At 69.2% G+C, this 7,372-nt stretch carries 9 protein-coding genes; 7 read left to right on the forward strand and 2 right to left on the reverse strand.

Features of this window, described 5'->3' with window-relative positions; genetic code table 11:
* Nucleotides 1-724: threonine/serine dehydratase (locus tag PKE44_RS12460; RefSeq protein ID WP_324551663.1), on the reverse strand; the 724-nt coding region annotated here is incomplete at its 3' end.
* A 386-nt stretch (nt 725-1,110) separates the two neighbouring features.
* Here PKE44_RS12460 and phbB point away from each other — a divergent pair.
* From phbB to PKE44_RS12495, 7 genes are all read left to right on the forward strand, one after another.
* Nucleotides 1,111-1,851 (forward strand): acetoacetyl-CoA reductase, encoded by a 741-nt coding sequence (phbB, locus tag PKE44_RS12465; RefSeq protein ID WP_324551665.1) that lies wholly within the window; start codon nt 1,111-1,113, stop codon nt 1,849-1,851.
* A gap of 236 nt (nt 1,852-2,087) precedes the next feature.
* Nucleotides 2,088-2,516 (forward strand): hypothetical protein, encoded by a 429-nt coding sequence (locus tag PKE44_RS12470; RefSeq protein ID WP_324551668.1) that lies wholly within the window; start codon nt 2,088-2,090, stop codon nt 2,514-2,516.
* A 222-nt stretch (nt 2,517-2,738) separates the two neighbouring features.
* On the forward strand, nt 2,739-3,344 hold the full coding sequence (locus PKE44_RS12475) for a 5-formyltetrahydrofolate cyclo-ligase (RefSeq protein ID WP_324551671.1): 606 nt from the start codon (nt 2,739-2,741) through the stop codon (nt 3,342-3,344).
* 124 nt (nt 3,345-3,468) lie between these two features.
* On the forward strand, nt 3,469-4,179 hold the full coding sequence (locus PKE44_RS12480) for a choice-of-anchor E domain-containing protein (protein ID WP_324551673.1): 711 nt from the start codon (nt 3,469-3,471) through the stop codon (nt 4,177-4,179).
* 116 nt (nt 4,180-4,295) lie between these two features.
* Nucleotides 4,296-4,757 carry an EVE domain-containing protein gene (locus PKE44_RS12485; protein WP_324551676.1) on the forward strand — a complete coding sequence of 154 codons (462 nt, stop codon included), beginning with the start codon at nt 4,296-4,298 and terminating at the stop codon, nt 4,755-4,757.
* 255 nt (nt 4,758-5,012) lie between these two features.
* Entirely contained in the window at nt 5,013-5,429 is a 417-nt protein-coding gene (locus tag PKE44_RS12490) for a hypothetical protein (protein WP_324551678.1), read from the forward strand.
* A 153-nt stretch (nt 5,430-5,582) separates the two neighbouring features.
* Nucleotides 5,583-5,963: a hypothetical protein gene (locus PKE44_RS12495; protein ID WP_324551681.1), complete on the forward strand. Its 381-nt coding sequence runs from the start codon at nt 5,583-5,585 to the stop codon at nt 5,961-5,963.
* 248 nt (nt 5,964-6,211) lie between these two features.
* On the opposite strand, the gene PKE44_RS12500 is transcribed toward PKE44_RS12495, so the two are convergent.
* The coding region (locus PKE44_RS12500; RefSeq protein ID WP_324551683.1) for an AAA family ATPase at nt 6,212-7,372 on the reverse strand (1,161 nt) is incomplete at its 5' end.

The raw sequence follows: 7,372 nt of genomic DNA on the forward strand, positions 1-7,372 counted from the left end.
GATAGGTGTGCACGCCGACACGCGCGACCGCAATGCCGTCGGCGAGCGTCGCCGCCGGCGGCACCGGTGTCGGCGCGCCGGCGGCGAGACTCGCCTGCATCGACGGCACGCGCGCGCTCTGCACGCCGATCACCTGCACGCCGGGCCGGGTCTGCTTGATGACGGTGGCGATGCCGCCGGCGAGGCCGCCGCCGCCGACCGGCACCAGCACCAGGTCGAAATCGCCGAGCTGCTCGATGATCTCCAGCCCCGCCGAGCCCTGGCCGGCCATCACCGCCGGGTCGTCGAAGGCGTGGATGAAGGTCGCGCCGCTGTCGCGCTGCAGTTCGACGGCGCGCGCATAGGCGGCGTCGTAGCCGGTGCCGGCGAGCACGATGTCGGCCCCGAAGGCGGCAGTGCCGCGGATCTTCGCAAGCGGCGCGGTTTCCGGCATGACGATGGTCGCCGGCACGCCGAATTTCTGCGCCGCCCAGGCCACGCCCTGCGCGTGGTTGCCGGCCGAGGCGGCGATGACGCCGGCGGCGCGCTCGGCCTCGGTCAGCTGCAGGATGCGCGCGAGCGCGCCGCGCACCTTGAACGAGCCGGTCATCTGCAGGTTTTCGCACTTGATGAACAGCTCGCAGCCGAGCTGGCGCGACAACTGCGCGGCGCGGGCGCACGGCGTCGGCGGCAGGCTGTCGCGGATGCGCCGGCGAGCCTTGATGATGTCATCAAGTGAAATCATGATGATTTCAAATCCCGTTATAAGAAATGAAGAATAGTTCATTTCACGTGGCGCATGAGTAGAAATCCTTTTCTCATCAAGCGCTTGATTCCGGTCAATCGGGTGCGCCGCGTGGCTTGGCATCCCGTCCGGGCGAGAACATACTAGCCGGGTCGCATAACAGCAGGGGGGCGGTACCGTCACGAGCGGTGCACGCGTGCAAAGCAGTCATGCCGGCAGGAACCGCTGCCGCATGCCCGAAACGCGACAGGAAACACTTTTAAAGAAGCACCACAAAAACCGGCCCGCCGATCCGCACGGGGCGTTCGCCTGCCTCACAGGTCACGTTCGTGCCCGCAAAGGAGCGGCCGGGTTCATGTGCTGAATTCGAACGAGGAGGTTTTGCAATGGCACGAGTGGCTGTAGTGACCGGCGGCATGGGGGGACTCGGCGAGGCGATCTGCATCAAGCTCGCGGCGCTGGGGGACAAGGTCGTGGCGACCTATTCGCCGGGCAACAAGACCGCCGAGGAATGGCTCGCGGGCATGAAGGCGCAGGGCTTCGACTTCTCGGCAGTGCCGGTCGATGTCACCGACTTCGACTCCTGCGCGGCCTGCGTCAAGCAGGTCGAGGCCGACATCGGTCCGATCGACGTGCTGGTCAACAACGCCGGCATCACCCGCGACATGACCTTCAAGAAGATGACCAAGGCCGACTGGGACGCGGTCATCAAGACCAACCTGGATTCCGTGTTCAACATGACCAAGCAGGTCATGGACGGCATGATGGCTCGCAACTGGGGGCGCGTCGTCAACATCTCGTCGGTCAACGGCATCAAGGGCGCCTTCGGCCAGACCAACTACGCAGCGGCCAAGGCCGGCATGCATGGCTTCACGAAGGCACTGGCGCTCGAGGTCTGCAAGAAGGGCGTGACCGTCAACACCATCTCGCCGGGCTACATCGGCACCAAGATGGTCCGCGCCATCCCGCAGGAAGTGCTCGACACCAAGATCCTGCCGCTGATCCCGATGGGCCGCCTCGGCGAGCCGAACGAGGTCGCGGGTCTGGTCGCGTATCTGTGCTCCGAGGAAGCGGCGTTCCTGACCGGCGCCAACATCTCGATCAACGGCGGCCAGCACATGTTCTGAGCCTGCCCGCCGGCCGCCGGCAAGTCCGGCGGTCGCGAGCGTCCGATGAAGCCGGCGGCTGCGTCCGCCGGCTTTTTTCATGCACGTCGTTCGACAGCGACGGCTGTCAGTCGACTGGAATCAAGGACTTGTGAAACCGCCGGCGCACCTGTCGCTGATGCCCGACGGATTCGGCCGCGCTGCGGTGTTTCCGGGAGGCCGATCGGAGCGAGGGGCAGCGGCCTGATCGGCAGATTTTGTTCAAATCATTGAATGAAAATATAAAAATCTGGATTGGCACGCATTTCGACAAGTCATGGCCATGCACGCCACGCCGCTCCGGCACCACGACCACGGACCACGAGGTTGAGGCCATGACCACCAGCTCCGCCGCCCTGATCGCCGCCCTGCTGGGCATCGCCCTGAACAACTACAGCGCCGAAGCCACCGAACCTGCGCAGGATGGCGCGCCGACGACGCAGTCGACCCGCACATCCCAGACTTCACAGCCCTCCCAGACCTTGCCGTCCCCGGTGAACGCCCCGGCCGCGCGTCCGCAGATGCTGCCGACCGCCAATCCGGCCAGCGGCGAGACGGTGCGCCCGGTCAAGCGCCAGATGGCACCGCTGCGCCCCGGTGACCGGTTCGCATGGCTGGAGACCGCTCTGCAGCACGTCGCCGCCTGAGCTCATGCACTTCACCCATGCCCGGCCGCGGTCCCTGAGCGGACCTTGTCGGCCGCGGTCACGGGCCTGATCCCGGACGCTTCGATCCGATCCGCCCCGATTTCCGCGCCCCGCCGCGCTGGCTGCGCAGCGGGGCGTTTTCATGTCTGCGGCCGGGGGCTTGCGGGGATCGGAGCGGCGCCCTAGCGTGCCCGGCCGTCGTCCCTCGCCGCCGGAGCCGCCGTGACCGAAGAAACCGCCTCCGCAATCGATGTCATCGCCCTGCGCCGCCACCTGCGTGCGGCCCGCCGGGCCCTGTCGCCGGCCGCGCAGCAGGCGGCGGCCGAAGCCGTCGCGGTCCGCATCCGGGCGCTGCCGGCCTATGCGGCGGCCCGCAGCATCGCCGTGTATCTGGCATGCGACGGCGAGCTGGATCCGGCCGTGCTGGTCGCAGGGGCGCGCAGGGATGGCCGCACGCTGCTGCTGCCGCGGCTGCTGCCGGAGGCCGGGCGCATGGATTTCGCCGAATGGCCGGCCGATGCGCCGCTCGTGGCGAACCGCTTCGGCATCCCGGAGCCGGAGGGCACGCCGCTGCACGCCCCCGAAGCCGTCGATCTGGTGCTGACGCCGCTGGTCGGCTTCGATGCGCACGGCGGCCGGCTCGGCATGGGCGGCGGCTATTACGACCGCAGCTTCGCGTTCCTGCTGGCGCGACCGCGCCCGTCGCGGCCGTATCTCGTCGGTCTCGCCCATGCCTGCCAGCGCGTCGACCGGCTCGAAGTCCGTCCCTGGGACGTGCCGCTCGATGCCGTGGTCAGCGACACCGGGGGGTATCCGCAGGCGGCCTGAAGCGCGCGACTCTTCTACGCTCGGGATTCGTCCGCGCAGCGCCGCCGCCACGCGCGCTCCGACGGACGAGCTGCATCCGGTCCGTTGCCGGTGCGGCATAACGACGAACTGAGGAGATCGCCCGATGTTGAACCTCCGCACTTCCCTTGCCGGCACGCTCGGCAGCTTCCTGCTGCTGAGCGCGGCCGAGGCCGCCACGCTGTCGGCGGGTATCCGGAACTTCGATTATCAGTACGACTACGCCGGTGCCGGTTTCATCGGCGGCGGCAACGGCGGCCTGCTGCCGTTCGCGTTCTTCAATCCGGCGCTCGGCACGCTGACCGGCGTGCGCTTCACCCTCGACAGCCGCCATACGGCGACGATCACCGTGTCGGCAACCAATCTTTCGCCGCAGGACAACCTGGCGGTACAGGGCGGCTATTCCGGCGACGTGTTCATGGACCTGCTCGATCCGAATCTCGTCTACGGCACGCTGTATTCCGAAGTCCTGTCACTCGGTGCCGGCTGCGATACCGGCGCACCGGGGAGCTGTTCGGCCAGCGATTCGTTCAATCTCGTGCTCGCCAACGTCAACGACATCGACTTCACGTATTTCGCCCTGTTCGAGGGCACGGGCAGCTATTCGGTCAGCATGAACGTCGGCGGCCAGCTGTTCGCCGAGCAGGTGTTTCCGGGCTCCGGGCCGGCCACCGGCAGCGGCAGCGGTCGCTGGTTCGGCACGCTGTCGGTCGTGTACGAATACGATCCGGCCGCAACGGCGATTCCGGTGCCGGCAACCCCGGCGCTGGTGGCCCTCGGACTCGGTGCGCTGGCCCGGCTGCGTTACCGGCGCTGAGGCGCCGCGGCGCCCGCTGACCGGGGCAGGCGCGATGGCGTGATCCGGCGGCAGCGACGCCTGCGGGCGGACCGGTAGAATCCGGCCCCGCCCTGTCGCCCGCCGGAGTCAAGCGCATGCCGTACTGGCTGATGAAGTCCGAACCCGAGGCCTTCAGCCTCGATGCCCTCGCCGCCGCCCCGGCGCAGACCACGCACTGGGACGGCGTGCGCAATTACCAGGCGCGCAACTGGATGCGCGACCGGATGCGCCCCGGCGACGGCGTGTTCTTCTACCACTCGAACACCGCACAGCCGGGCATCGTCGGCCTCGCCGAGGTCACGAGCCCCGGCTATCCGGACCACACCGCGTGGACCCCCGGCCATGTGCACGAAGACCCGAAGAGCACCCCGGCGCAGCCGCTCTGGTACATGGTCGACATCCGCTACGTGCGCCATCTGCGGCGCACGATTTCGCTGACCGAACTGAAGACGCACGCCGGAGCGCTCGGCGATTTTCCGCTGCTGCGCCGCGGCAACCGGCTGTCGGTGATGCCGGTCGGCGACGCCCAGTGGACGTACATCCTCGGCCTCGAATGAGCCGTGCCTGTCCGCGGCCGGCGCGGCCTGCGGCCCGGGCACGACGTTCATGACCTTGCTCAGGACAGGGAAATTTCGTCGCCCTCGGGCGACAGCATCAAGCGCAGCCGTCTCATCCACGCGGAAGGCGGAAACTCATCAAGTGCATGAATTCACGATGAATTGATCAGGCTGGCATCCTGCCTGCTCTGGCTTCGGTCACCGGTCCGGCACTGCGGGCCTTCCACCACCGACCGCTGTCCAGTGAGGTGTGAGATGAACAAGACCTTGATCGCTGCCACCGTATTGTCCCTGAGTTCCGGCCTGGCGCTGGCCGCCGGCACCACCAGCGACGACGCCAGGGCGCCGGCCATCCAGCCGGTGCCAGGCACCGAAAGCCCGGCGCGCACGCCGCAGACCGATGGTCGCGAAGCCGTCCCGCCGCGCGACAAGGTCGCCAAGGGCGAGCCGTTCAAGACCTTCGATGACAACCACGACGGCCTGATCTCCGGCGACGAACTCGAGGACATCAAGGACCTGGATCTCGCCAGGGTCGATCGCAACCACGACGGTCACATCAGCCCGGCCGAATACGAAGCCGCCGGACCGTTCGAGCAGAAGAGCCTGATCCAGAAGGCCAAGGACGCGCTCAGCTCGATCGGCGACAGCGCCGAGACCCGCACCACGCACTGAGTCCCCGTGTCCGGCCTGACGCGGTGAGGGTTCCCCCCGCCCCGCCGCGTCAGGCCGGACAAGGCGCCGGCCTGCCCCCGTGGCCGGTTCTTCCTGCCGAGGAGTCAATAAAAAATGAAAACGATGCAACCCCCTGCCGCCACATCCGCCGCCGTGCTCCGTTCCCGTTCCTCCCGGCTGCGCCTGGCGGCGCTGCTGGCGCCGGTCGTGATGGCCGGCACGCTGGCCGCGTGCTCGTCGGACCCGGTCATCGTCCAGCAGCCGATCGAGCGCGAGCGCGTCGTCGTGCGCGAGGTGCCGCAGTCCCCGACCGTCATCGTGCCGCAGGCGCCGCCGGCGACGCGCACCGAGGTCATTCCGCCGGCCCCGTCGATGCAGCACGTCTGGGTGCCGGGCGCCTGGGTGTGGCGCGACGGCTGGGTCTGGCAGGCCGGCCACTACGAGCAGCGCCCGTATGCGAACGCGCGCTGGATCGATGGCCGCTGGGATTCGACGCCGGCCGGATGGCGCTGGACGCCGGGCCACTGGGGCTGAGTCCTTCGCGACTGAAGGTGGCCGGACCTTGCAAGGCGCTGATCCGGCAACCGCTTTTCACCCTTCCCCCTCTCGGGGGAAGGGCTGCAGATGGGCTTTCCGGCACGCAAGCCGGGTTGACGGGCGCTTTGTGCGACAAAGAGCCCTCGCCTCCTTTTCCATACCAAGTGGCGCAGCCAATCGAGCAGCAGCGCCGGCACCAGGGCGTCGCGGATCGAGGCTTCGAGTCCGCCGATGCCCCGTGCGACTCACAGCGCCTCGAACAAGCCCTGCGCCCACAGCCGCCCCGGCGCCTCGCCGGCTTCGTACAGCGCGCGCAAGTCCTCGGAGGCGCCGGCGCACGTCACCGACACGCCGCTGGCGTCGCGGCGCAGGCAGAGGATTTCATCGAGCGTCAGCGCATTGAGCAGGGCCGGCGCGTGCGTGGCGATCAGCACCTGCGTGCCCTGCAGGCTCGCGGCGCGCAGCAGGTCGGCGAGTTCGGGCAGCAGGTCGGGGTGCAGGCGGCACTCGGGGGTTTCGAGGGCCAGCAGCGAATGCGGCGGGGCTTCGTGCAGCAGCAGCAGCCAGGCGAACAGGCGACGCGTGCCTTCGGCGAGCTGCTGCACGTCGAAGGCTTCCTCGTCGTGCGCGTCGCGAAAGCGCAGCGTGCAGCGGCCATCCCGGCCGGTTTCGACCTCCACCGCCGCCAGCCCCGGCACCCGCTGGCGCAGCGCCGCGACGGCCAGCGCGAAACGCTCGGGCTGCTGCGCGTGCAGACGCCCGGCGGCCTGCGCCAGTGACGCGGGATCGGCGCCGACCTCGGCCGGAGCCGCGTGCGGGCGCGCGCAGGCATCGAGATCGACCACCCGCCAGCCGAGGATCGCCGCCCGCAGCGCGCTCGCGGCCGCAAAGCGCCGGAACTGGCCGAGGGCCGCGACCGCGAGCGTGTCCGGCGCGTGCAGCGACTGCTCCTCGTAGCGCGGCTCGGCGCCATCCGGCGCATCGGCCCCGACACAGGCGATGGCGTAGGTGCGCTCGCGCAGCACCTCGATGAACTCGGCCCCGCCGCCATCGGCCGGCGGTTCCTGATAGAGCTTCTCGCGCACGATCACCGGCCGCCCGCCGGCGTCGGCTTCGAACCTGAGCGTGTAGCAGAGCACCTGCTCCTGCCCGCCCGGCGGCAGCCGCATCCGCAAGGACAGCTCGACCGGCTCCCCGGCCATGCCCGGCGCAGCCAGCGCCCGGTAGCCGCCGCGCCGCGCCACGGCAGCCGTGACATCGCCGAGCATGGCTTCGCGCAGGAACGCGAACACGTCGAACAGCATCGACTTGCCGCTGCCGCTGACACCGACCAGCGCCCCGAAACGCGGCAGCCCGGACAGGCGCAGCTCACGCAGCAGGCGGAAGTTGCGGATTTCGAGGGCTTC

Source organism: Plasticicumulans sp. (assembly GCF_035331805.1).
In the GTDB taxonomy this organism is placed as follows: Bacteria; Pseudomonadota; Gammaproteobacteria; order Competibacterales; family Competibacteraceae; genus Plasticicumulans.